The organism is Novosphingobium lindaniclasticum LE124, assembly GCF_000445125.1.
Lineage (GTDB): Bacteria > Pseudomonadota > Alphaproteobacteria > Sphingomonadales > Sphingomonadaceae > Novosphingobium > Novosphingobium lindaniclasticum.
Window position 1 is genome coordinate 20,924 of record NZ_ATHL01000011.1, and the last position, 22,929, is coordinate 43,852.

The window sequence follows — 22,929 nt, forward strand, 5'->3', positions numbered from 1 at the left end:
ATCGCGGGCGGATGGCGAGTCCCGGCAAGAAGGCGTTCGCCCTGCGGCTCGACCCGGCGCTGCACGAAGCGCTGGAGCGCTGCGCCGCGGCCGACTTCCGCTCGGTCAATGCCCAGGTCGAAGTGCTGCTGCGCGAGGCGCTCGCCCGGCGCGGCGTGACAGTGGACCTCAGCCCCCCTGCCCGCCGCGGCCGGCCGCCCGCTGCACCGGACAGTCCAGGAGACGAGGGATGACGCAGGAACCGGTTAAGGACCGCGCCCTACCCCAGCCCTGGTTCGCGCGCCGCCGTCCAGGCTGGGTCATCGGCATGCCGATAGCCTGGCAGGGGTGGCTCCTCCTGGCCAGCTATCTGGCCCTGCTGGCCGGGATCAAGGCGCTCGACCATTCCGGCTGGGCCGCGGGCAAGCCGATCGCTTTCGCGCTGTTCCTGCCCCTGACGGCGATCTTCCTGGTGGTGGCCGGAAAACGGACGCCGCGCAGAACCGATCGCATCGAAACCGACATCAAGGAAGCTGTAGCCATGTCCACCCAAGACACTCTGTTCGTTTGCCACCGAAGGGGTTGGCGGTTCTATTGCCAGCCGCGCGGCAAGGCGGGCTGGCTGGCCCTCCTGGCCTGGACGCTGCCGCTGCTGCCGTTTTCGCTGGTGTTCGCCTGGCTGCTCCTGCGCCTGCCAGAAAGCATCGTGGTCATCGCCGTCGCTTTCACGCTAATGATGCTGCTGTGGACGGCCGCCATGACGTTCTGGATCGCGAGCCGTAGCGAGATGGTGGATTTGCGCGCGGGGTCGAAACCGGAGAGCTCCAGCCGCAAGCCCCGTTCGTAAGCGCGATCGGCCTGTCCCGCCGTGGGACGTAGCGAAAAGGCGGTGCAGCGTTCCGCCGGGCGGGCGCTAGACCTGAAGCATGAACCGCTCGCTTCGACTCGCCCCCGCCCCTGCCTCGCTCCTGGCCGCGCTGTTCGCCGGCTCCCTGTTCGTCGCCATGCCAGCCGCGACCTCGTTCAGCCAGACGTCGGGAGTCGCTCCCTACACCGTGATGGAAACGGGACGCAGCTTCGCGCGGCTTCAGGACGCGGTGGACGCGATCGGCGACGGCAGCGGCACCATCCGCTTCGCCTCGCTGCGCTTCTCCGACTGCGCGGTGCAGAGCCAAGGCGAGATCACCTACCGTGCCGAGGTCCCCGGCCAGTCCATACTCGACGGCAAGGCTTGCGAGGACAAGGCGGCGCTGGTGCTGCGCGGGCGCGGCGCCCGGATCGAGGGCATGGTCTTCGCCAACATCCGCGTTCCCGACAAGAACGGCGCCGGCGTCCGGCTTGAGCACGGCAACCTCTCGGTCTCGCAGGCCTGGTTTCGCGACAGCGAACAGGGCCTGCTCAGCGGCGAGGATCCGCAGGGCACGATCCGGATCGACAAGTCCACCTTCACCCGGCTGGGCACCTGCGAGGGTTCGGGCTGCGCGCATTCGGTCTACGTCGGCAACTATGGCGCTCTCACGATCACCCGCAGCCGCTTCGAGGCGGGCAGTGGCGGCCACTATGTGAAGAGCCGCGCGGCTCACGTCGAGGTGCTGGATTCGAGCTTCGACGATTCGGCCGGCCGGGCCACGAACTACATGATCGACCTTCCCGAAGGCGCGACCGGGCGCATCGCCGGTAACTGGTTCGTGCAGGGGCCGGACAAGGAGAACTACTCCGCCTTCATCGCCGTGGCCGCCGAGCATCGCAGCCACCCCTCGGCAGGTCTTGGGGTGGAGCGCAATAACGCGCGCTTCGCTCCGGGGGTGGACCGTCGCAGCACCTTTGTCGCCGACTGGTCCGGCGAGCCGCTGAAGCTGGGCGAGAACACGCTCGGCTCGGGAATTGCAGGGTTCGAGAAGCGCTGAGGGTAGTGGCGCGTTCCCGGTGTGGGGTGCGAACAGTCCTTGACGAATGCGTCTGTTCACGCGCCCGCTATGAACGATGGTGGGGTGTGGCTCCCACCCTGCGTTACAGGATGTGCCCAGTGCGGTCCCGCTTGGTGTCCAGATAACGGGCATTGTGCGGGTTGGGCGGCAACTGGTGCGGCACGCGTTCGACCACCTCGACTCCCACACCCTCCAGCGCGGCGACTTTGGCCGGATTGTTCGTCATGAGGCGGATCGACGAGACCCCCAGCAGATCCAGCATCCGCGCAGCCACCGGAAAATCGCGCGCCTCGGTCGGCAGGCCCAGGCGGTTGTTGGCGTCCACCGTATCGTAGCCGATGTCCTGCAGGCGATAGGCCCGCAGCTTGTTGATGAGGCCGATGCCGCGCCCTTCCTGGCGCAAGTAGAGCAATACGCCCCAGCCGCCGGCCTTCGCCTCCTCGGCCATGGCGCGCAGCGCGGCATTCAGTTGCGGGCCGCAGTCGCACTTGAGGCTGCCGAGAATGTCGCCGGTCAGGCATTCGGAATGGAGCCGCACCAGCGGCGCACGGTCGCCGTCCTGCGTCCCGATCACCAGCGCGACATGCTCGCGCAAGTCGTCCAGTGAGCGGAACGCGACGATTTCCGCCTCCTCACAGGCGGCTACCGGCAGGCGTGCACGGGACGCTATTCCCAAGCGGCCGGTGTCCTTCCATTCGGCGAGATCGGCGGGAGAGACCGCCTGCGCTTCGCTCACCCTATCGGGCGAGACCAGGAAAGCCGGAAGGATGCCTGCGAGGCGCGCCAGTTCCATGGCCGTGCAGGCCAGGTCGATGTCCTCGATGTGCTCCGCCGCGAAGGGGCCTTTCATCGGGTGCGCCAGATCGAGCGCCGGATCGGCCACCGCGCGCGCGGTTTCGAGATCGAAAGCCTCGGCCGCGCGGATCAGTACCGGCGCTTCCGGCACGGCCGCCTCGCGCTGGTTGGCAAGCTTGAGAGTCGCCGCCCGCGCCGCCGAGATCAGCATGCGCGGTGCCGTGACGCCCGGAGCGAAGCCGGTTTCCGCCGGGAGCAGCACGGCCCCCTCGCCTACGCGTACCGGCCAGCCATGGCGCAGCGCGTCCAGCGCCAGCGCGACCCGGCGCGCACCTGCGGAAGGCAGGACCTGCTCCGGCGAAGGGGGGCTCAGAGTTCGAACTCCGTGATCAGCGGGATGTGGTCGCTCGGCTGTTCCCAGCGCCGGGTTTCCTCCACGAGGCTATGCGCCCGCGCCTGCCTGGCGAGATCGGGGGAAGCCCACATGTGATCGAGGCGGCGGCCCTGGTCCTTCTGGCGCCAGTAGCTGCGATAGGACCACCAGGAATAATTGCGCTCCGGGGCCGGAATGAACTGGCGGCCGAGATCGACCCAGCCATGGGCATCGCGGAAGCGGGCCAGCGTCTCCACCTCGATCGGCGTGTGGCTGACGACCTTGAGCAAGGCCTTGTGATTGTAGACGTCGGATTCGAGCGGGGCGATGTTGAAGTCGCCGACGATCAGTGTGGGCCGGTCGATCTTGTCCGCCCAGCGCGTCATCCGCTCGAGGAAATCCAGCTTCTGGCCGAACTTCAGGTTCACCGCGCGATCGGCGATGTCGCCGCCGGCGGGGATGTAGACGTTCTCCAGGATCATGCCCTGCCCCGCGCCCTGAAGCTCCACCCCGACATGCCGCGCCTCGCCGTTGTCCTGCCAGTCGTAGCGGCTGAACTCGGTGAACGGCACCCGGCTGACGGTGGCGACGCCGTGATAACCCTTCTGCCCGTGGATCGCCCGGTGGGTATAGCCGAGTCGTTCGAACATCTCGTGCGGGAACAGGTTCTCGGCCACCTTGATTTCCTGCAGGCAGAGAACGTCCGGCGATTGCTCGGTCAGGAAACGCTCGACCTGATCGATACGAAGGCGGACGGAATTGATGTTCCAGGTGGCAATCTTCATGCCGCAGCCAATAGGCATCCGATCCCGCGATTGCCAGAGGCGGCGATGAAAACTGCTCATTGTCCCCCTCCCCCAAAGGCAGCAACCCACCCTTTTTCTGGCTGATTTTTTCGTCCGGCGGGAGCGAGAATGCTGCCGATCGAGAACCGGAGCGGAGCGGCCTTAATGGCCGTGAGCACCGGAAGCGCAGAGCGGTAGCGTTCGCAGCCCCGCTGGGCGGAAAAGGCAGCCAGAAAAAACAAAAACCCTCGGTCCGGGGGCAGAGGACCGAGGGTTCATGTAAGCGTTCGTCACGCTAAATCAGAGGGCCTTTGTGGAGGCGTGGGCAACAGGGGGGAAACCCGCCTCAAGCCGCTCTGACAAGTTCAATCTAGGCGCTCTTGGCTTGCTGGCAAGTGAACGACATTCAGAAAAGTGACGCATTCCGTCGCAGTGAGCGGGCAACTCGCGGCCAAGCGGTGCCCGCCATCGACGAGTGTCAGCGGCGCGTCTTCGGGCGCGGGTCCACCCAGCGGAAATCATTGTTGGAGACCGGCACACCATAGCGCTGGTTAGACAACGAGATCGTCGTGCGCTTGTTCTGCGAATCGAGCGCGACCCAATAGCTGAGTTCGAGCCCTCCCGGAGCCGAGGCCTTGCGCGTGAAGATCAGCGTGATCACGCCGTACTCGGGATGCGAACGATCGCGCACTTCGATGCTGACGACGTTCGGGTTGCCGGTCTGCTTGACCGTGCCGTACTTGGCGACATCCCGCTTGGGATCCAGCAGCGCGCCGAGCGGGCTGTTGCTGATCGGCCAGCGCTGAACCTGCTTCACCGAGTAGTCGATCATGGTCAGCGCCTTGCCGTCGCTGACGATCAGCAGCTGGGCGCTTTTCTGATATTGGAAGCGGATCTTGCCGGGACGCATGAGCGTCAGTTCGCCGGTGAGGCTCTGGCCGTTGCGGTCCGTCTGGACGAAATCGGCCTTCATCGTCGAAATCGCGCGCAGCGCCTCGACGGCCTGGTTCAGCTGCGCCGAATCGCCGGAAGGCGCGGCGTAGGCCGGCGTTGCCGGAAGAAGGGCAGGAACGCAAAGCGCGGCCAAAGCGGCCGCGCTAGCGCAAGAGCGAAAGATCTTGGAGGTGCGGTTCATAGTGCTCCCATTGGGTTTGCAGGCTTGAACCGCCCCTGAATTGTAAGGTTCCCGAAGGAGGCCTTACTTGATCTTGGCTTCCTTGAAGTCGACGTGCTTGCGCACGACCGGATCGTACTTGCGGAAGGTCATCTTCTCGGTCGTGTTGCGCGGGTTCTTCTTGGTGACGTAGAAGAAGCCGGTGTCGGCGGTCGAGACAAGACGGATCTTGACGGTTGCGGGCTTCGCCATGGCGGTTTCCTGTATCTCTCGTTTCAGCCGCCCTGGCCGGCCGGCGTTCCGTTGAAAAACATCAGGGCGGCAATCGAGCGCCGCCCCTCAAGGTTGCGGCCCATGCGATAATGACAGGCCAAAGTCAAGCGGGAGAGGGGTAAATCACTCCGTGTCGAACCCCGCGATCGGCTTCAGAACGCCGAATTTCTCGTTGTAGGGTGCGTGATTCAGTTTCGGCATCTTGATGCTCTGCGGCTCGACCTTGGTGTCGGGCAGACGGTCCAGCAGATCGCGAACGAGGGTGAGTCGGCCGATTCGCTGGTCGTTGAAGTCCACCACCGTCCACGGCGCATGCTTCTTGTGAGTGGCCTTGAGCATGACTTCCCGCGCCTTGGTATAGTCCTCGTATTTCTCGCGCGCGGCGACGTCGATGGGCGAGAGCTTCCACCGCTTGAGCGGATCGTCCAGCCGTTCGTGCAGGCGTTCCTCCTGCTTCTCCTGGTCGCAGGCGAGCCAATACTTGAACAGCAGTATGCCGTCGTCGACCAGCATGCGCTCGAACACCGGCACCTGCTTGAGAAAGCGTTTCACTTCCGAGCCGGTGGCGAAGCCCATCACCTTTTCCACGCCCGCGCGGTTGTACCAGCTGCGATCGAACAGCACGATCTCGCCGCGTGTGGGCAGGTGTTCGATGTAGCGCTGGAAGTACCATTGCCCCTGCTCGCGCTCGCTGGGCGCGGGAAGAGCGACGGTGCGGCACTGCCGGGGGTTCAGCTGGCCGCCGACGGCCTTGATGGCTCCGCCCTTGCCTGCCGTGTCGCGCCCTTCGAACAGGACGACGATGCGCGCGCCGGTGGCAGCGGCCCAGCGGGCCATGCCGACCAGTTCCTCCTGCATCGGTTCCAGCAGCTTGTCGTACTCTTTGCGCCCCAATTTTTGGCCGAGTTTGCGGTCTTCATCCTCGGCCATGGCTCAACTCCCTGATCAGGCCTGCGAAAGCAGGAAAAGTGCAAGTGCGCCGGCGACGATACGATACCAGGCGAAAGGTGCAAAGCCGGAGCGGCTGACGAAGGCCATGAACGCCTTGATCACCACCAGCGCCACGACGAAGGAGACGACGAAGCCGATCCCGATCTCGTCCCAGCCCACCGGACCGGTGCCCGCCATCAGGTCCTCGTGATGCTTGAGCAGTTCCAGGGTCGTCGCGCCGATCATCGTCGGCACGGCCAGGAAGAAGCTGAATTCGGCCGCCGTGCGGCGCTCGATACCCATCGACAGCGCGCCCATGATCGTCGCACCCGAGCGGCTGACGCCCGGAACCATCGCCAGGCACTGCGCAAGGCCGACGCCGAGGCATTTGACGGCGGGCAGCTCGGACACGCCCGTGAGCGGGCCGGGCTTGGCCACCTTCTCGATCCCGAGAATGGCGATACCGCCGAGGATCAGCGCCCAGGCGACTACAGCGGGTTCGCCCAGCAGGCCTTCGATATAGTTGTTGAACAACAGGCCCAGCACGGCCGAAGGAACAAACGCCAGCAGCACGTTGCGCACGAAGCGGATCGAGGTCGGATTGAGCTTGAACAGCCCCATGCCCACCGCCCAGAACGTGCGCCAGAACTGCACGATAACCGCGAGGATCGCACCCAGCTGAATGACGATGTTGAACGTGGCCCACTGGCTCGAATCATATCCGAACAGCCGCGTGGCCAAGATCAGGTGGCCGGTCGAGGAGACGGGCAGGAATTCGGTGAGGCCCTCGACAATGCCGAGGAGGATCGCGGTGATGGTCAGGCTCATGGGGCGCAGGTCATGCCGGACGCACCGGCCAAGTCAACCCGGCGGGCGGAGCGTTAATCCCTATAGTCGTTCAGAAAATACGTTTTGGCGTATTTTGCCCTGATTCATGCGCGCCTTCGACATCCGTCGAAGGCTTGCGGCACCGCACGGAAATGGCCGGACGGCCATTTTTGTGCGACCGTGAGGTCGAACGGACGACTCTGGCTCGGTCCGGCGCAATGCCGGACCGAGCCACTTTCCTTACCAGATGCGCACGCGCTCGGCAGGCGGGAGGTAGAGGGCGTCGCCGGGCTTCACGTCGAAGGCCTTGTACCATTCGTCGAAGTTCCGGACGATGCCGTTGATGCGGTAGTGCGCCGGCGCGTGCGGGTCGGTGATCAGCTGCTGGCGCACCGATTCCTCGCGGTACTTGCTGCGCCACACCTGCGCCCAGGCCATGAAGAAGCGCTGGTCGCCGGTCAGGCCGTCGATCACCGGGGCTTCCTTGCCGTTCAGCGAAAGCTTGTAGGCGCGGTAGGCCAGGCTGAGGCCGCCGAGGTCGCCGATGTTCTCGCCCATCGTCAGCTTGCCGTTGACGCAGGTCTTGCCGTCGTCGAACGGGCAGAAGCTGTTGTACTGGGCTTCCAGCTTGTCCTGCAGCTTCTGGAAGTTGGCCTTGTCGGCCGCGCTCCACCAGTCGCGCAAATTGCCGGTGCCGTCGGACTTCGCGCCCTGGTCGTCGAAGCCGTGGCCCATTTCGTGGCCGATCACCGCGCCGATGCCGCCGTAATTGACCGCCGGGTCGGCCGAGACGTTGAAGAACGGCGGCTGGAGAATGGCGGCCGGGAACACGATCTCGTTGAACGGCGGGTTGTAGTAGGCGTTGACCGTCTCGGGCAGCATGAACCATTCGGTCTTGTCGACCGGCTGGCCGATGCGCTTCATCTGGTCGTCGTTTTCCCAGGCGCCGGCGGCGATGGCGTTGCCGAGCGGATCGGTGGCCGAGAAGGTCAGGCCTTCATAGGTCTTGAACGTGTCCGGCGCGCCGATCTTGGGATTGAACGCGTCGAGCTTGGCCTGGGCTTCCTTGCGGGTTGCCGGGCCCATCCAGGCCAGGTCCTTAAGGTTGACCGCCATGGCCTTGCGCAAATTGGCGACGAGGTCGGTCATCGCGGCCTTGGCTTCGGGCGGGTAATACTTCTCGGCATAGATCTTGCCGACCAGTTCACCGGCCATGCCTTCGACCGCCGCGACACCGCGCTTCCAGCGGGCGCGCTGCTCGGGCTGGCCGCTCATGACCTTGCCGTAGAAGGCGAAAGTGGCGTCGTCGATGTCGCTGGGCAGGACGGCGGCATTGGCGCGCAGGAAATGCGCGGCAAGCCAGGCCTGCCAGGTCGCCACCGGCACTTCCGACACCAGCTTGGCCACGGCGGGCACGCCGCCGCCGAACAGGGTTTGCGCCTTGGCGGGATCGATGCGGGCCGCCTTCAGTTCTTCCGGCGTCGGCGGCATCTCGCCGACGAGCACGTAACCGGCCTTGCCCGCGCCGAGGGAGTCCATGAAAGTGCGCATCAGGCCGGGCGTGCCGAGACCTTCGAACTCCGCCAGCGTCAGCTTGTTGTAGGTGAGGTCGGGATCGCGGCTCGCCGCGCGGTCCCAGTCGGCCTGGGCGATGCGCGTTTCCAGCGAGAGCACGGATTTGGCGGCGGTGGCCGCATCGGCATAGCCCGCCTTGCCCAGAACGAACGTCAGGTATTCGGTGTACTTGGCGCGAATGTCCTGCGAGCGCTGGTCGTTCTTCAGGTAGTAGTTGCGGTCGGGCAGGCCGAGGCTGCCGATCCCCACCTGGAAGGCGTTAACGTCGCTCTGCTTTTCGTCCGGGCCGACATAAGCGCCGAGCGGCGAGGCGAAGCCGGGCGCCGCAAAGATCTTCATCAGGTCATCGGGTGTCCTGGCCGCGAAGATGCGCGCCAGATGGGGCTGCGCGGGCGCGAGGCCGGCCTTGTTGATGGCGTCCACGTCCATGAAGGCGGCATAGGCCGCTTCGACGCGGGCGGCGTCGGTTCCGGCGGCGGGCTTCGACGCGATCAGCTGGTCCATGATCGCGTGGACGCGCTGTTCGGAAAGATCGCGCAGCGCCGTGAACGAGCCCCAGTTGGTGCGGTCCGCAGGAAGGACGACGGCGGCTTCCCATTTGCCGTTCACGAACTTGTCGAAGTCCGCACCGGGCTTGGCGGTCTTGTCCTGCCACTGGGTCTGGATCCCGGACTTGCCCCAGTCCATCTTGGCCGGATCGACCTGCATCGGATCCGAAGACGCCGCCGTCTGGGCGGTCGCCGGAAGCGCGGAAAAGCTGAGTGCGGTAGCGAGCGCCGTCGAAGCGAGCACCCGGCCGAGAATGCGGGTCATGGTCCCACCTTTCTGAATTGCATGACACGAACGGTCTGGCGACGAACCGGAACGGCCCGCCGATAATGGCGCAACATAATTGCCATATTCGGCAACGCCAGTCCTGAAATGCAGTTGGTCGGCGCGCGTCAGCCGTTTGTCGAACGGGAGAAGGCGGCCACAGCATCGCTGTCGAACTGGAGCGATGCCAGGCGCGCATAGAGCCCGCCTGCCTGGCTCAGGCTTTCGTGTGTGCCCTGCTCGACGATGCGGCCGCCGTCCATGACCACGATCCGGTCCGCCTTGCGCACGGTGGCAAGGCGATGCGCGATCACCAGGGTCGTGCGGTTCGCCATCAGGTGTTCCAGCGCGTCCTGCACCAGCCGTTCGCTTTCGGCATCGAGCGCGCTCGTCGCCTCGTCCAGCAGCAGGATCGGCGCATCGCGCAGGAGAGCGCGGGCGATGGCGAGACGCTGGCGCTGGCCGCCGGAAAGACGCGCGCCGTCCTCGCCCAGAAAGGTGTCGAGGCCCTGCGGCAGTTCGCGTAGGAAACGTTCGGCATTGGCGGCGCGGGCGGCGTGCCAGATCGCCTCGTCATCGGCCTGCCAGTTGCCGTAGCGCAAGTTGTCGCGCGCGGAAGCGGCGAACAGCACGCCTTCCTGCGGCACCAGCGCGATGCGGCGACGGATCTCGGAAGGATCGGCGGAAGTCAGCGGCACGCCGTCGATCTTGATGACGCCGCTCTGCGGATCGTAGAAACGCTCGGCCAGCTGGAACAGCGTGGACTTGCCTGCACCCGACGGCCCGACGATGGCCACCGTCTCGCCGGGCTCGATCGAAAGGCTGAAATCATGGAGCGCGGCCAGTTCCGGGCGCGAGGGATAGCGGAAGGTCACGCGCTCGAACGCCAGCTTGCCCCGTCCGGGCGACGGCAGGGCGAGCGGGCGGGCCGGAGCCGAAATCGTCGGGTGCTCGCTCAGCAGCTCGGCCAGGCGGCTTGCCGCGCCGGCCCCCCGCACGAGGTCTCCGTAGACTTCGGTCAGCGATCCGAAGGCGCCTGCGACGATGCCGGCCGTCACTACGAAAGCCGCGATCGTGCCGCCGGTGATCGTCCCTTCCGCCACGCCGATCGCACCGCGCCACATGATGACGGTGATCGAGCCGAAGATCAGGAACATGATCACCGCAGTCATCACTGCGCGCAGGGCAATGCGGCGCTTGCCGGTTTCGAACGTCCGCTCCACGGCGCCCGAAAAGCGCTCAAGCTCGCGGCCTTCCTGGTTGAAGGCCTGCACCACCCGCAAGGCGCCGAAGACTTCGCTCGTGGTCGCGCCGATGTCGGCGACGCGGTCCTGGCTCTGACGGGCGACGACGCGCAAGCGGCGGCCGAACGCGGCGATCGGCAGGATCACCACGGGAATCGCCACGACCAGCCCCAGCGTCAGATGCGGTGCCAGTACGAAAAGGTAGGCCACGCCGCCTATCGCCATGATCGCATTGCGCAGCGCGACCGAGACGGTCGTGCCCACCACCGTCTCGATCACCGCCGTGTCCGCCGTCATGCGCGAGGCGATTTCCTTGGGGCTGTTTTCCTCGAAGAAGCTGGGGGACAGGGTCAGGAGGTGGCGCTGCACCCGGAGCCGCACGTCGGCCACCACCCGTTCGCCGAGCCAGGACACGCTGTAGAAGCGGATCGCCGTCGCCACGGACAGCACCGTGACGACGCCCAGCAGCATCACGAACCACCAGCGGATTGCCGAAGGATCCGCCCCTTCGGCGAACCCCTGGTCGACGATCTGGCGGAACCCGTAGGGTATCGCGAGCGTCGAGGTAGCCGTCGTCAGCAGGGCCAGGCCTGCCACGGCCATGCGCCCGGGATACTTGAACAGCTCGCGCCAGACCATGCGCAGCGCCCCGAGGCTCCTGCGCTGGGGCGTGCGGGTCTCTGTTCCACCATCGGGGGTGGCGTTCTGGTTCACGGGCAGCGCGGCCGACCCTGCGTTGGCATCCATGGGCGCGGCCTTATCCTGTCACCGGCCTCAGGAAAAGATGTATGAAAGGCGTCGTTACGATCAGGACCGCCCTTCGCCGTGCCTCTGCCGTTCCGAAAGGTTTCACCTCTTCACCCGGATTTGCCGCATTGCGCATGCAACGATTCGGTCCCACATGGCCTTTATAACTTGCAGGACGGCGGGATGCCTTGCCGTTCGGGAGACGCATCTTGCTTTACAATGCCTACGAATTGCAGCGCACCATGTTGAGCGGCGCGGCCGCCTGGGCCTCGGTGAGCTCCGAACTTCTCAACAATCCTGCCCTGCCCATGGGTTACCTCGGTTTCGGACCGGTCATGGCCTCGGCGCTGGACGTCTTCGCCCACGCCGCCGCCCCGCGCGGAAAGCCCGTCTTCGGCATCGAAAGCGTCACCGTCGGCGGCCAGATCCATGCGGTGACAGAATCGATCGTGCTGCGCCGCCCCTTTGGCGACCTGATTCGCTTTACCCATCCCGGACTGCCGAAGGATGCGCCCAAGCTGTTGATCGTCGCGCCTATGAGCGGCCACTTCGCCACTCTGCTGCGCGGCACCGTCGCCCGCATGGCGGAAAGCTGCGAAGTCTACATCACCGACTGGGCGGACGCGAAGCTGGTCCCTTCGGATGCCGGCCGTTTCGACCTCGACGATTACATCGACTACCTGATCGGCTTCCTGGAGCACATCGGTCCGGGCACCCACATGCTGGCGGTTTGCCAGCCCTCGGTCCCGGCTTTCGCCACTGCCGCGATCATGGGCAAGCAGCAGCACCCCTGCCGCCCGGCCACGCTGACGATGATGGGCGGCCCGGTCGACACGCGCGAGGCGCCCACCAGCGTCAATGACGTCGCCATGCAGCAGCCGCTCTCGTGGTTCGAGAACAACGTGATCGCCACCGTTCCGATCAGCTATCCCGGTGCCGGCCGCAGGGTCTATCCGGGCTTCCTCCAGCTCGCGGGCTTCATGGCGATGAACCTCGGCAACCACATGATGAGCCACTACGGCATGTTCAAACATCTGGTCGCCGGAGACGGCGAAGGCGCGGCGGCGACCAAGGCCTTCTACGACGAGTACCGCGCCGTCTGCGACATGACCGCCGACTATTATCTCCAGACCATCGAGCATGTCTTCCAGAAGCACTCGCTGCCGAAGGGCGAATTCGTCCATCGCGGCGAACGCATCGATCCTTCCGCGATCCGCGACACCGCGCTGCTGGCCGTCGAGGGCGAGCGTGACGACATCTCCGGCATCGGCCAGACCAAGGCGGCGCTCAAGCTTGCCACGCATCTGCCGGACAGCAGCAAGAAGTATCTGCTGGCGGAGAACGTCGGTCACTACGGCATCTTCAACGGCAGCAAGTGGCGCACCCGTATCGCCCCGGTGCTGGAGGAGTGGTTCCGCCAGCACGCCCGCAAGCCCGAGGAAGCGGCGGCCTGAGGTTTCCCTTGGCACGGCGGGCGCCACCTGCGTCCGCCGTGCCAAGCAAGCGAATCGAAAGCGGGTCTTTGCCGCGACGAACGGGTTAACCTCTGCGGCGGCTTGCCCCGCGGGAAGGAACCTCGGCTTGATAGCACTGGAAAGTTCCGGGCGTTTAGGTTAACTTACCGGTATGGAACAGACGTTGGGTCGACGCGCTGTCCTCATGGGCGGACTGGCGGCAGGCGCAAGCCTGGCATTGCCATCGCGTGTGCTGGCAGCGGAAAATACGGTGGGAACGGCGACGGGACAGATCGGTCCTGCCGGACTGCCTTCTCTCGGCGCGGGAATGGGCACGCTTGATGCGGTGCCGAGCGCCCTCACTCCTTATCAGCGCCGCATTCTCGATGTCGCCTCGCGGCAGGTGCAGCGCGTCGGCACGCAGATCTGGCGCAGAGACCTGGTGGGCATTGCCGATTTCGCGCAGCCTTCCTGGAAACCCCGCTTTCATTTCGCGAATATCGAGGCTGGTACGGTGCGCTCGTTCCTGCTGGCGCACGGGCGCGGCTCGGACCCGGCGCATAGCGGCTGGCTGCAGAGCTTCTCCAATCTCCCCGGATCGGAAGCCACCTCGCGCGGCGCTTTCCTGACCTGCGAGTGGTACTCGGGCAAATACGGCACCTCGATCCGTCTCAAGGGTCTCGACAACGACAATTCGATGGCGCTCGAACGCGCCATCGTCATGCACCCGGCCTGGTATGTCGATGCTGCTATGATCCAGAAGTGGGGCAAGCTCGGTCGCAGCGAAGGCTGCTTTGCGATGAGCAATGCCGACTTCAACGAAGCGCTCTGGCACCTCTCCGGCGGTCGTCTGCTGTTTGCCGACCGTATCGGCGAATACTGAATCCGCTCATCGCCTTATGCCGGAATCCGCCATGCCGGAGTCGGCTTGCGCCGGTTAGACACCGGGGCGAGGCGGTGTTACGGGTCCTCGGATGGACGGACACCGTGCGGAATTCAGGAACGATGCTTGGCAGCGGGTGGATAGCGTTCCCGCGCGCTTCTTCCTGCACCAATCCCCTCAGGGAGCCTTGCCGAGCCGTCCGGTCTTGGAGGAGATCGCAGAGCGGCTGCCGGCCCCCTGCGCCATCAACAGCGCTTGCGCTCTGCGCCGCCATGGGCAGGCGAAAGACGCTGTAGTCCACGGAATGACGGCATGAGCGGTGAACTGGCAGGCGCAGCCTGGCCGATGTTCGGCTGGATCGACGACGTTCGCGCGCCACTCGCAGACGCGATGCGGCAGGGCCGCCCCGCCGCGCTCGCCACGCTTTACAAGGTGGAAGGCAGCGCGCCGCGCGGTCCCGGCGCCCAGATGCTGTTCGTGGACCCGCAGGACGGCGGCGGCGAGATCGCGGCCAGCGGCTACTTCTCGGGCGACTGTATCGAAGGCGATGTCGCCAGCCATGCCCTGCACGTTCTGAGCGACGGCGTGCCGCGCCGCCTCCATTACGGCACCGGCAGCCCGTGGATCGACATTCGCCTGCGCTGCGGCGGCGCGCTCCATGTCCTGGTCGAACGCGTGGCTCCGGACGATGCCGCTGCTCGCGAACTGCTCGGCCATGCCGAAGCGCGCCGGTCCTGCCGCTGGCACAGCGACGGCACGAACCGGCGCGTGACCCAAGACGACGGGCCGTTGCTCGACGTGTACGAAGAGCCGTTCTCCCTCGCCCGCCGACATGACCCCGTCCGCCGCCTGATCGTTTCCGGCGGCGATCCGGGAGCGCTGGCCGCCGCCCGGCTCGGCGCCTTGTCACAGTTCGAAACCATTCTCCTGCGCCCGGACGGCCCCTTCGAACCCCCACCTTTTCCGGTCTCGCGCTACGTGCGCAGCGATCCGGCCACGGCCCTGGCGGAACTCGGCATGGATCGCTGGACCGCCTATCTCGGCGCCACCCATGAAGATCACCATGACCTTGGCGGTTGCCTTGCCGCGCTGCGGGGCGGGGCGGGCTATGTCGGCATGATCGGCGCAAAATCGCGGGCACCGGCGCGGCTGGACGCTCTCAAAGCCGCCGGAGCCACTCCGGAAGACCTTGCCCGGCTCAACCTCTCGCCCGGCGTCGCCGGGCTCGGCAAGTCGCCCTGGGAAGTCGCCACCGGGATCCTCGCGGAAATCATGCAGGCGCTGAACCCCGCGCGCGAACGGGCATGACGCAGGGCACCCGCCTGGCCTCCCTCGTCCTCGCCGCCGGAGCATCGCGGCGCTTCGGCAGCGACAAACTCTCGGCCATGCTCGATGGCGAGCCGCTGGTGTTTCACGCCATCCGCGCCGCCAGAGCCGCGCCGGTTTCGCGCGTACTCGTGGTGGCCGGGCCATGCCTGGATTGCGGAACCTGGGAGGGCGATCCGCCGGTAGAGGCGGTGCGGATCGCAAGCGGCGCGCTTTCGGAATCGCTGGAAGCGGGCATTTCCGCATTGAACGAGGCGACCGGAGTCTTCGTGTTCCTGGGGGATATGCCCCGGGTGCCGCATGGAGAGGCAGCCCGCCTTGCGAAAGCCATCGGTAGCGGCAGCGCCGCCCTCCCGCGCCATGGCGGGTTGCCGGGCCATCCGGTGCTGCTCTCCCCGCGCCTGTTCCCGGAGATCCTGGCGCTCACCGGCGATCAGGGCGCGGGCCGTCTGCTGCGCGGACGGAACGACGTGGTTTTCGTCGAGAGCGTAGATCCGGCGATCCACGTCGATATCGATCGGCCGGATGATCTGTCGAAGTTGGAAGGTGCCGAGCCGCCGTCGTCCCGGACCTGATCCGGGACCGCTGGCGATACTTCAGGCGCAACGTTCCAGAAAAGCGCCCCGCCGACAGTGCAGTCGGTCGCGGGGATCAGGTCCGGGAGAACGTATCGACGAATCTTGCTCTGGGTTGATTCAGGCGCTTCCCGTCTGGCTGGACAGCAGGGCCGGATCGATCCCTTCCGCGCGCCAGGTGGCGGCCCAGCGATTCTCGACCGCCGTATCGAACAGGATCTCCGGATGGGGATCGGCCGCGTACCACCCGTGCTGGCGCATTTCCCCCTCAAGCTGCCCCGGTGCCCAGCCCGCATAACCCAGCGACATGAGCCAGCGCCGGGGGCCCTTGCCTTCCGCGATCGCCCGCAGGACGTCCATCGATGCGGAAAGCGCGCAAAGCGGATGGACTTCGATCGTGTCGCTGCCGCCCCAGTCCGTGGAATGGAGGATGAAGCCGCGACCGGGCTCCACCGGGCCGCCCTCGTGAACTTCGCAGTCCGGCGCGACTCCGGGATCGATGCCCAGTTCTTCCAGGATCTCGTGGAAGCGCACCCCTTCGCGCACCCGGCCGACGCCGATTCCCAAAGCGCCGTTCTCGTCATGCACGCACAATACGCTCACGCTGTGGTCGAAGCGCGGATCGAACATCCCCGGCATCGCCAGCAGCAGTCGCCCGGCAAGATAATGTTTTTCGGTCACACCGCAAATGTAGGGCCTTCGCAGGGGACGGCAAGCGGCTTGCACTATTCCCGGCCCGGATAGCGCTTTATGGCTCCCCGCAAGCAAGGAAGGGAAATCGCGAGTGAGCCTGCTGTTCGAACTGCCCGAAGTGCCCTGCGTCGCCGTGCTGGGCGAGCACGGCCGCTATCCCGTGCGCCGGATATTCTGCGTCGGCCGCAACTATGCCGCCCATGCCCGCGAACTGGGCAACGCCGTGGACCGCGAGGCGCCGATCTGGTTCACCAAGGCCCCGGCCGCGCTCTGCCACTCGGGCGAGACGATCGCCTATCCGCCGGGCACGCAGGACTGCCACTACGAGATGGAGCTCGTCGTAGCACTCGGTGCTGCAGGCTTCGAGGTCGCCGCTGAAGACGCCATGAGCCTCGTCTACGGCTATGCCTGCGGCTTCGACATGACCCGGCGCGACCTCCAGAACGCCGCCAAGGCCAAGGGCTACCCCTGGGACACCGGCAAGGACTTCGAGAACGGTGCCGTGATCGGGCCGATCACCCGCGCCGAGGCTTTCGGCCAGAATGCCTTCGATCCATCGGCCGAGCAGCGCATCACTCTGGCGAAGAATGGCGAGACGAAGCAGGATGCCCTGCTTTCCGAGATGATCTGGAGCCTGCCCGAACTGATCGCCGATCTCTCGCGGCTCTACCACCTCGCCCCCGGCGACCTCATCTATACCGGCACCCCGGCAGGCGTCGGCCCGGTCGCTCCCGGCGACCGGCTCGAAGGCCGCATCGAAGGGCTGGAGCCTGTCGTCCTGACGATCGACGCCATCTGACATGTCCATACCTGCCGGAATTCGCCTGCCATACCGCGCCGCTCTGCTGACCGGCGCCGCCCTCCTGTTCGCCACTCCCGCCCTCGCCGACGAGAGCGCCGAACCGGGCAGGCCGATCATCGTCACCGGCCACGGTCTCGAATCCGGACCCGCAACCCCGGCCTACGATGTTCAGACCATCGAGCGCGATGCCGTGATCGCCAGCGCTTCGGGCCGGATCGAGGACGTGCTGAATTCGGTGGCGGGCTTCTCGCAGTTCCGCCGCTCCGACAGCCGCTCCGCCAATCCCTCCTCGCAAGGGGCGACCCTGCGCGCGCTCGGCGGCAATGCCTCGAGCCGGACGCTGGTGCTGCTGGACGGCGTGCCGGTGGCGAACCCATTCTTCGGCTATATCCCCTATAGCGCCATCGCACCGGAGCGGCTGTCGTCGATCCGGGTCACGCGTGGCGGCGGCTCGGGCGCTTTCGGCTCGGGCGCGGTGGCGGGCACTATCGAGATGACGAGCGCCGGGCCGGACCAGATCGGCATCCTGCAAGGCAGCGCCCTCATCAACGACCGGAGCGAGACCCAGGCCTCGGCCACGATCGCGCCGAAGCTGGGGGCGGGCTTCCTCGTCGCCAGCGTACAGTGGGACCGGGGCGAAGGCTTCTGGACGACGCCCAAGGATCAGCGCGCCCCCGCCTCCGCCCGCGCCGCCTACGACAGCTGGTCGGCCTCGCTGCGCGCCGTCGCGCCCCTGAGCGAGAGCGTGGAACTGCAAGCCTCGGTCCTCGCCTATGGCGACGAGCGCACCTTGCGCTTCAAGGGCGCCGATTCGACCTCGGAGGGCCAGCAGGCCTCGCTGCGGGTGGTCGGACGGGGTGACTGGCAGTTCGATGTGCTGGGCTATGTGCAGGCGCAGGACTTCTCAAACATCGTGATCAGTTCGAGCACCTTCGCGAAGACGCTCGACCAGCATCGCACGCCTACCACCGCGATCGGCGGCAAGGCCGAACTGCGACCTCCGGTGGGCGAGGATCATGTGCTGCGAATCGGCACCGATCTTCGCCTGAGCGACGGCCGCCTGCTCGAACTGCCCTACAATGCGGCCGGCGCCTTCACGGCGGCACGCCGCGCGGGCGGCAACCAGTCCGACCTCGGCTTCTATGTCGAGGACGACTGGACGCTGGGCGATCTCGTGCTCACTGCCGGTGGCCGTGCCGATCGCTGGACGATCCGCAACGGCTTCTATCGCGCCGTCAGCCCTGCGGGCGTGGTGACGCAGGACGATGCCTATGCGAATCGCTCCGGCTGGATGGGCAACGGGCGGGCCGGGCTGGTCTGGCATGCAAGCAAGGCCGTAAGCCTGCGTGCCGCCGCCTATACTGGCATGCGCCTGCCCACGCTCAACGAACTCTACCGCCCCTTCGTGGTCTTCCCGGTGACGACCGAGGCCAATCCCAACCTGAAGCCTGAACGCCTGCGCGGCTACGAGGCGGGGATCGATGTCCATCCGCTGGAAGCGCTGACGCTGTCGCTCACCGCCTTCGACAACAAGGTGAAGGATGCGGTGGCCAACGTGACCCTCAGCGGCACGACGCGCGAGCGGCAGAACGTCAACGCCGTGCACGCGCGCGGTGTGGAAGCTGCCGCCGCGCTGGATCTCGGCACGGTGCGGTTCGACGGCTCGCTGGCCTGGACCGACGCCAAGGTACGGGCGGACGGTCCCGATCTCGACGCCCGGCGCCCCTCGCAGACGCCGAAGTTCGCCGCCAGCGCCACGCTTGCCTGGCTGCCGGCCGAAGGCTGGCGCTTCGCCGCGACGCTGCGCCACGTCGGTGCCCAGTACGAGGACGATCTCGAGACTTACGTGCTCCCCGCCGCGACGACGCTTGACGGCTATGTGCAAGTCCCCGTCGCCGGGCCGCTCTCGCTGGTGCTGCGCGCGGAAAACCTGACCGACGAAACCATCGTCACCCGCAACCAGAACGGTTCGATCGACCTCGGCACGCCGCGCACGTTCTGGGCCGGCCTGCGCGTCGCGCTGCGCTGATCCACGACAGGCCGTGCATGAGCACCGTCCCGTCGCAGCGCGCGCACTGGCGCAAGCCCTTCCGCAGGCATAAGGAAGCGCGATGCCGCGCCTGACCGTCAACGATCACCCGGTCGAAATCGCCATGGACCCGCAGACGCCCCTGCTCTGGGGCCTGCGTGACGGGGCGAACCTCACCGGGACCAAGTACGGTTGCGGCGTGGGAGACTGCGGCGCCTGCACGGTGCTGGTGGACGGCGCCGCGCTGCGCGCCTGTCTCGTCACGCTGGGTGAATGCGAGGGCCGGTTCGTCACCACGATCGAGGGACTATCCGCCGACCGCTCGCATCCGATGCAGCAGGCGATGGTGGCCGAGCAGGCGATCCAGTGCGGGTTCTGCACGCCCGGCATCGTCATCGGCGGCGCCGCCCTGCTCGCCCGCAATGCCAATCCGAGCGAGGCAGAGATTCGCGAGGCGCTTACCAATCTCTGCCGCTGCGGAGTCTATCCGCGCCTGATCGCCGCGGTACAACGCGCGGGCCGGGTCATGCGGCGAGAGGAAATCATCAGCGCCGCTCCCGCGCCGGGAATTGCCCCAAGCGACGCCGCGCGCAAGGTGCCGGCCCTCACGCTCCCGGAAAAAGCGCCGCCTCTGAACAAGACAACATCCGAACGACAGGAGCAACGCCCGTGAAGGCGACCATCTGGCACAACCCGAAATGCGGCACTTCGCGCAAGACGCTGGCGGTTCTCGAAGAAATCCCCGGCATCGAACTCGCGGTGATCGAGTATCTCAAGACCCCGCCTTCGGCCGAAAAGCTGGGCCAGCTCTACCGCGACGCCGGCATCACGCCGCAACAGGGTCTGCGCCTGCGCGGCACCGATGCGACCGAGCGCGGGCTGCCTGAAGCCGACGATGCGACGGTACTGGCCGCCATGGCCGCCGAACCGGCGCTGATCGAACGCCCTCTCGTGGAAACCGAAAAGGGCGCCCGGCTGTGTCGTCCGCAGGAAAAGGTCCACGAGATTCTGTAATCCCCGCGTAACATCGGCCGACGCTTGCTTGCATTGTCGGCCCCGATCTGTCACCGAATCGCCCTTCGCCGGACGACAACAAAAGCGAGAGCTTCCTCCAGCATGACCAGTACCGAGCTTGCCCGAGAGGCGCTGCCACAGCGGCTCAAGCGGAAGATCAAACACAGCCTTGGACCTTGGGGCGTGTTCATCGAAGGCTTCCTGCGCAATCCCGTGATGGTCGGTTCGATCGTTCCGTCGTCGCGCTTCGTGATCAATCGCATGCTTGGCCCGGTGGACTGGGCCAATTGCAAGCTTTTCGTAGAATACGGCCCCGGCGTCGGCACGTTCTGCCGCCCGGTGCTCGACCGGCTGGGACGCGACGGTCACCTGATCGTGATCGACACCAACCCGCTGTTCATCGACTATCTGCGCCGCACCATCACCGACAGCCGCTTCACCGCGGTGCTCGGATCGGCCGCCGATGTCGAGGATATCGTGCGCGCCCATGGCCATGAAAAGGCGGACTACGTGCTGTCGGGCCTGCCGTTCTCGACCCTGCCCGACGGCGTCGGTCCGGCGATCGCGTCCGCCACCTACCGCGTAATCCGCAAGGGCGGCGCCTTCCTGGTCTACCAGTTCACGCCAAAGGCGCGCGAGTTCATGGCGCGTCACTTCAAGCGGATCGACAGCGGCATGGAAGCCATCAACGTCCCCCCCTGCTTCCTGTTCTGGGGCTGGAAGGACGAGGACTGAGACGCGCTTTCCCGCGCGTTTGGCATCCATCGACGAACGAAAAAAGGCCGGCGTCCCTGACGCCGGCCTTTTTCATTGCCGCTCACTCGAAGGTCTGCGTCACCCGCTCCTCTGCAGGACCGGCCAGCTGGCGATGGACCTGGGCGATGACCGCGACGAAGTAGAGCGCCATGATCGTCGCCATGACCGACTCGACCACCGCAGCCACGATCCGGACGACTTCCGCGGGCGCCAGCAGGGCGACAGGCAGCGTGAGGATATTGCCGAAGATCATCAGCACGATCATCGCCAGCATGAGCAGGGCATAGAACCCCAGCAGACGGGCCGTGCTGCCTTTGGTCAGCGTCCAGGAGCGGCCTAGCGCCAGGATCGGATTGAGCGTCTTCTCCACGGCGACGACCGGTGCGGTTACGGAAAGGCGCACGAAGACGGCCACCGCCAGGACCAGCCCTATCGCCATGCCGACCGCCGCGCCCACGCCGCCGCCCGCTGCCCCCAGCACGCCGGCGATGACCAGGACGACGAGCCCAAGCCCCATGCCGATGAGGATCTGGGCGACAAGATAGGGCACCAGCCCTTTCACGCCCGCGCGAATCGCTTCGCTCACCGTCGGCCGCCGCTCCGTATCCAGCAGGCAGAGCAGCGACAGCGTGCCGAGCGCCTGAAGCAGCGCGATCGGGATCATGATCGGCAGAATCGAGGTGTAATAGGTCTTGACCATGGCAAAGACCTGCTGCTCGCTCATCCCCGTTCCCATCTCCGGCTGGGGGAAGAAGATGGCGAAAACCAGCTGGGGCAGCAGGAAGAACACCCCCGCCAGCGCCAGGACAACCTCCCGGTTGGCGGAAACCGCTTGGGATGCCTGGGTCCAGGCCCTGTTGCTGTCGAACGTCATAACTGCTCCTGATGCCGCCCGATAAGCGCCGGCCCTTCAAAGTCACTTGATAACCGCAGGGAATGACGCCACGCAACGCGGCATGACTGTTCCGTCCACGCTTCCGGCCACGCTCACCACCTCGCTTCCGGGCGACATCGAACTGCGCGTGAGCGCCGAGCCGGTACCCTACCGCGCCGCGCTCGAGGAAATGACCTCGCGCAACGCGCAGATCGCCGCCGGAGAGGCGCGCGAACTGATCTGGCTGCTCGAACATCCGCCCGTCTACACCGCCGGCACCAGCGCCGACCTCACCGAACTGCTCGATCCCCGATTCGAAGTGGTCGAGGCCGGGCGCGGCGGGCGCTACACCTATCACGGCCCCGGCCAGCGCGTTGCCTATGTCCTGCTGGACTTGCGCAAGCGTGCCCGCGACGCGCGCGGCTTCGTCCACGGCCTGGAAGGCTGGGTGATCGACACCCTGACCGACTTCGGCGTGGAGAGCTTCCGCAGCGAAGGCCGCATCGGCATCTGGACGCAGGATGTGGACGGGCGCGAGGCCAAGATCGGCGCGATCGGCGTGCGCATCCGCAAATGGGTGACGATGCACGGCTTTGCGGTGAACATTCGCCCGGACCTTTCTCATTTCACCGGCATCGTGCCTTGCGGGATCGACGAATTCGGCGTCACCAGCCTGTCGCGCCTCGGCCGCGAAGTCGATTTCGCCACCTGGGACGAGGCGCTGATAGCCCGCGCACCTGCGTTCCTGGCGGCACTCGACCGCCCCTGCCCCACGGAGAAGCCCGCATGACCTCGCCCCGGAATACCGCGAAGCTGGCGCTGCTCGTCGTGGCCTCGACCTTGCCGGCGCTGGGCGCCTGCAAGCAGGAAGAGAGCCCCAGCCAGAAGGCGGCAGCCGGCGCGAAGATCCTGCCGCGCTCGGTGGGGGACGACATGCTGCCCTACGACACGGCGCGCTCGCAGTCCCCGCTCGCCGAGCCCGCAGCGGCTACGGCGCCGTCGGGTCGTTCGGCGCGCGGCACCGCGAGCGAGGCCGCGACGGTGGACGACACCGCCGCGGATGCGGCCGCAGCCGCTGCCGATGTCGAGGCGGCGACGACCGAGTAGAAGCCTGCGACGCCGGGCCCACCGGCATCGCA

At 66.5% G+C, this 22,929-nt stretch carries 24 protein-coding genes; 14 read left to right on the top strand and 10 right to left on the bottom strand.

All coding sequences use genetic code 11. The annotated features are described in order from the left end of the window. Window positions 1-11: 11 nt before the first annotated feature. The 3 genes from L284_RS26110 to L284_RS26115 all read left to right on the top strand — a co-directional run bounded on the left by L284_RS26110 (window position 12) and on the right by L284_RS26115 (window position 1,886). Window positions 12-233, top strand: coding sequence for a toxin-antitoxin system HicB family antitoxin (locus L284_RS26110; protein WP_021232213.1), 222 nt, complete (start codon window positions 12-14; stop codon window positions 231-233). Then, window positions 230-826 carry a hypothetical protein gene (locus tag L284_RS46750; RefSeq protein WP_021232214.1) on the top strand — a complete coding sequence of 199 codons (597 nt, stop codon included), beginning with the start codon at window positions 230-232 and terminating at the stop codon, window positions 824-826. Before L284_RS26110 ends, L284_RS46750 begins: the two co-directional genes overlap by 4 nt. Window positions 827-905: 79 nt before the next feature. Beyond that, the gene (locus L284_RS26115; protein ID WP_021232215.1) at window positions 906-1,886 is read left to right on the top strand and encodes a hypothetical protein; all 981 of its coding nucleotides are present in this window, start codon (window positions 906-908) and stop codon (window positions 1,884-1,886) included. Window positions 1,887-1,989: 103 nt separating this feature from the next. Here L284_RS26115 and ribA read toward each other — a convergent pair whose 3' ends face one another. The 8 genes from ribA to L284_RS26155 form a co-directional block, all read right to left on the bottom strand. After that, window positions 1,990-3,123, bottom strand: coding sequence for a GTP cyclohydrolase II (gene ribA / locus L284_RS26120; RefSeq protein WP_081673853.1), 1,134 nt, complete (start codon window positions 3,121-3,123; stop codon window positions 1,990-1,992). Further along, the gene (gene xth, locus L284_RS26125; RefSeq protein ID WP_021232217.1) at window positions 3,072-3,860 is read right to left on the bottom strand and encodes an exodeoxyribonuclease III; all 789 of its coding nucleotides are present in this window, start codon (window positions 3,858-3,860) and stop codon (window positions 3,072-3,074) included. Before xth ends, ribA begins: the two co-directional genes overlap by 52 nt. 478 nt (window positions 3,861-4,338) lie before the next feature. Then, window positions 4,339-4,995, bottom strand: a complete 657-nt coding sequence (locus L284_RS26130; RefSeq protein ID WP_021232218.1) for a LolA family protein — start codon at window positions 4,993-4,995, stop codon at window positions 4,339-4,341. A 63-nt stretch (window positions 4,996-5,058) separates the two neighbouring features. Continuing rightward, entirely contained in the window at window positions 5,059-5,226 is a 168-nt protein-coding gene (gene rpmG, locus L284_RS26135) for a 50S ribosomal protein L33 (RefSeq protein ID WP_021232219.1), read from the bottom strand. A gap of 144 nt (window positions 5,227-5,370) precedes the next feature. Beyond that, complete coding sequence (ppk2, locus tag L284_RS26140; protein WP_021232220.1) at window positions 5,371-6,177, bottom strand: polyphosphate kinase 2; 807 nt, start codon at window positions 6,175-6,177, stop codon at window positions 5,371-5,373. 15 nt (window positions 6,178-6,192) lie between these two features. Beyond that, window positions 6,193-7,005, bottom strand: coding sequence for an undecaprenyl-diphosphate phosphatase (locus L284_RS26145; RefSeq protein WP_021232221.1), 813 nt, complete (start codon window positions 7,003-7,005; stop codon window positions 6,193-6,195). 240 nt (window positions 7,006-7,245) lie between these two features. Continuing rightward, a complete protein-coding gene (locus L284_RS26150; RefSeq protein WP_021232222.1) occupies window positions 7,246-9,393 on the bottom strand; it encodes a M13 family metallopeptidase in 2,148 nt (715 codons plus the stop codon). 128 nt (window positions 9,394-9,521) lie between these two features. Next, window positions 9,522-11,384, bottom strand: a complete 1,863-nt coding sequence (locus L284_RS26155) for an ABC transporter transmembrane domain-containing protein (protein WP_021232223.1) — start codon at window positions 11,382-11,384, stop codon at window positions 9,522-9,524. 209 nt (window positions 11,385-11,593) lie between these two features. On the opposite strand from L284_RS26155, the gene L284_RS26160 reads away from it, so the two are divergent. From L284_RS26160 to L284_RS26175, 4 genes are all read left to right on the top strand, one after another. Beyond that, the gene (locus L284_RS26160) at window positions 11,594-12,838 is read left to right on the top strand and encodes a polyhydroxyalkanoate depolymerase (protein WP_021232224.1); all 1,245 of its coding nucleotides are present in this window, start codon (window positions 11,594-11,596) and stop codon (window positions 12,836-12,838) included. A gap of 184 nt (window positions 12,839-13,022) precedes the next feature. Further along, window positions 13,023-13,721, top strand: coding sequence for a murein L,D-transpeptidase catalytic domain-containing protein (locus tag L284_RS26165; RefSeq protein WP_235054241.1), 699 nt, complete (start codon window positions 13,023-13,025; stop codon window positions 13,719-13,721). Between the two features lie 312 nt (window positions 13,722-14,033). Then, window positions 14,034-15,029 (top strand): XdhC family protein, encoded by a 996-nt coding sequence (locus tag L284_RS26170; protein ID WP_021232226.1) that lies wholly within the window; start codon window positions 14,034-14,036, stop codon window positions 15,027-15,029. After that, window positions 15,026-15,622 carry a nucleotidyltransferase family protein gene (locus tag L284_RS26175; protein ID WP_021232227.1) on the top strand — a complete coding sequence of 199 codons (597 nt, stop codon included), beginning with the start codon at window positions 15,026-15,028 and terminating at the stop codon, window positions 15,620-15,622. Before L284_RS26170 ends, L284_RS26175 begins: the two co-directional genes overlap by 4 nt. 120 nt (window positions 15,623-15,742) lie before the next feature. Here the strand turns inward: L284_RS26175 and L284_RS26180 are convergent, their stop codons facing one another. Further along, window positions 15,743-16,261 carry a YqgE/AlgH family protein gene (locus tag L284_RS26180; protein ID WP_200861621.1) on the bottom strand — a complete coding sequence of 173 codons (519 nt, stop codon included), beginning with the start codon at window positions 16,259-16,261 and terminating at the stop codon, window positions 15,743-15,745. Window positions 16,262-16,406: 145 nt separating this feature from the next. Here L284_RS26180 and L284_RS26185 point away from each other — a divergent pair, with 145 nt between their 5' ends. From L284_RS26185 to L284_RS26205, 5 genes are all read left to right on the top strand, one after another. Further along, window positions 16,407-17,114, top strand: a complete 708-nt coding sequence (locus tag L284_RS26185) for a fumarylacetoacetate hydrolase family protein (RefSeq protein WP_021232229.1) — start codon at window positions 16,407-16,409, stop codon at window positions 17,112-17,114. Window position 17,115: 1 nt separating this feature from the next. Beyond that, window positions 17,116-19,146 carry a TonB-dependent receptor gene (locus tag L284_RS26190; RefSeq protein WP_021232230.1) on the top strand — a complete coding sequence of 677 codons (2,031 nt, stop codon included), beginning with the start codon at window positions 17,116-17,118 and terminating at the stop codon, window positions 19,144-19,146. 82 nt (window positions 19,147-19,228) lie between these two features. Further along, window positions 19,229-19,819 (top strand): (2Fe-2S)-binding protein, encoded by a 591-nt coding sequence (locus tag L284_RS26195; protein ID WP_021232231.1) that lies wholly within the window; start codon window positions 19,229-19,231, stop codon window positions 19,817-19,819. After that, the gene (arsC, locus tag L284_RS26200) at window positions 19,816-20,160 is read left to right on the top strand and encodes an arsenate reductase (glutaredoxin) (RefSeq protein ID WP_021232232.1); all 345 of its coding nucleotides are present in this window, start codon (window positions 19,816-19,818) and stop codon (window positions 20,158-20,160) included. The genes L284_RS26195 and arsC overlap by 4 nt, the downstream gene beginning before the upstream one ends. A gap of 102 nt (window positions 20,161-20,262) precedes the next feature. After that, a complete protein-coding gene (locus tag L284_RS26205) occupies window positions 20,263-20,895 on the top strand; it encodes a class I SAM-dependent methyltransferase (protein WP_021232233.1) in 633 nt (210 codons plus the stop codon). 82 nt (window positions 20,896-20,977) lie between these two features. Here the strand turns inward: L284_RS26205 and L284_RS26210 are convergent, their stop codons facing one another. Then, window positions 20,978-21,790 carry a hypothetical protein gene (locus L284_RS26210; protein WP_021232234.1) on the bottom strand — a complete coding sequence of 271 codons (813 nt, stop codon included), beginning with the start codon at window positions 21,788-21,790 and terminating at the stop codon, window positions 20,978-20,980. A gap of 82 nt (window positions 21,791-21,872) precedes the next feature. Here L284_RS26210 and lipB point away from each other — a divergent pair, with 82 nt between their 5' ends. Together lipB and L284_RS26220 are read left to right on the top strand one after the other, a co-directional pair. Continuing rightward, complete coding sequence (gene lipB, locus L284_RS26215; protein WP_021232235.1) at window positions 21,873-22,580, top strand: lipoyl(octanoyl) transferase LipB; 708 nt, start codon at window positions 21,873-21,875, stop codon at window positions 22,578-22,580. Next, the gene (locus L284_RS26220) at window positions 22,577-22,897 is read left to right on the top strand and encodes a hypothetical protein (protein WP_021232236.1); all 321 of its coding nucleotides are present in this window, start codon (window positions 22,577-22,579) and stop codon (window positions 22,895-22,897) included. Before lipB ends, L284_RS26220 begins: the two co-directional genes overlap by 4 nt. Window positions 22,898-22,929: the final 32 nt, after the last annotated feature.